This window comes from Microbulbifer sp. 2205BS26-8, from assembly GCF_030731025.1.
GTDB classification, from domain to species: Bacteria; Pseudomonadota; Gammaproteobacteria; order Pseudomonadales; family Cellvibrionaceae; genus Microbulbifer; species Microbulbifer spongiae.
Genome location: NZ_JAVAMR010000133.1, coordinates 1 through 1,119 on the forward strand (window position 1 = coordinate 1; position 1,119 = coordinate 1,119).

A 1,119-nucleotide genomic window follows, 5' to 3' on the forward strand; every position below is an offset into this window, starting at 1 on the left:
GTACTACCGCCAAAATTATACCAGAAAGAACCAGAGAGACTAGGTCCAGGCAAGGGTGCCCCAATTACCACTACCTCATCTATACCAACCCCCTTGATGATGAAGCAAAGCCCCGCTAGAAGTGACCTGACAGAATTTCTTTATTCATCGGTACCAGAAAATAGCTGAGAAAATCCTTCAGTATTTCTCAACCATATTTACTTTGTTAGTAGTTCTTTCCAGAATTTTTTTAACCGTCTTCAAATCAGAATAAGTTAGCTTATGAGTCTCAGATGATGGCAGCCTTACGCCGCCATGGTTATCAATATAAATGATTTCATTCTTGGGAAGAATAATTTTCACTCTTAAATCATCAACTTTAAATTGACCCCTAGATGATGAGTAGAGAATATTGAGCAGTCTTTTAAACTGACGGCTTGAAGGATCAACTTCACCTACACTTGTTGCTGAATCTTCAATATTCTCTGGTGTCATTGGCACATAAGTTTCAACACCGATTGGCACGTAATAAATCTTGACTAGATCTAACACTCCGCCTCCAGAATCTTTTGCAGAATAGGAAGCAAATAATACTGCCAATAGCGCTATTAAAATTTTCATTCCTTAGTACTCAGTTCTACTCGGTTGACCCAGAGCGTTCATTATAAGGTTTTCATTCCTTATAATATTATTCATTCTGTATAAGCCATCATCAGGGGTACTAAAAACAGCATGGCCAAGCTCATGAGCCATAATCCTTCTTGTTGTCGCTGCCATTGGACCATCAGTCGTTTGGATTTCCGGATGAAAGTTAGGATCGACATAGATAGCATCCCCTCCGGGGTATGCGTACGCATTATTTGTTACAGTTAAATCAACGACAAAATCTTTTTTGAAAAACCAGAAGGAGCGGCGATCTTCAAGATTAGCAAGCATTTCTCCTCCTCTAGTGGTACTGAATATATCGCCTAATTCAGATTGAATCCTGGCTCTAGAGGCTTCAGTATCGCCTATAATGACAAAATCTTTATTGCCAATTGTGAACTCAGACTGGCCAACAGTAGAAGCAGTATCACTTGAGCAGCCTGTTAGGAAACATTGTTGTCTCTCTTGTGCCGCTTCCTTGGCATTTTCAGTATC

At 39.9% G+C, this 1,119-nt stretch carries 2 protein-coding genes; both read right to left on the reverse strand.

Annotation, left to right across the window (positions count from 1 at the left end; genetic code table 11):
• Positions 1 to 177: 177 nt before the first annotated feature.
• Positions 178 to 600 (reverse strand): hypothetical protein, encoded by a 423-nt coding sequence (locus Q5Y71_RS16875; protein ID WP_306043241.1) that lies wholly within the window; start codon positions 598 to 600, stop codon positions 178 to 180.
• A 3-nt stretch (positions 601 to 603) separates the two neighbouring features.
• The coding region (locus Q5Y71_RS16880) for a M91 family zinc metallopeptidase (protein WP_306043242.1) at positions 604 to 1,119 on the reverse strand (516 nt) is incomplete at its 5' end.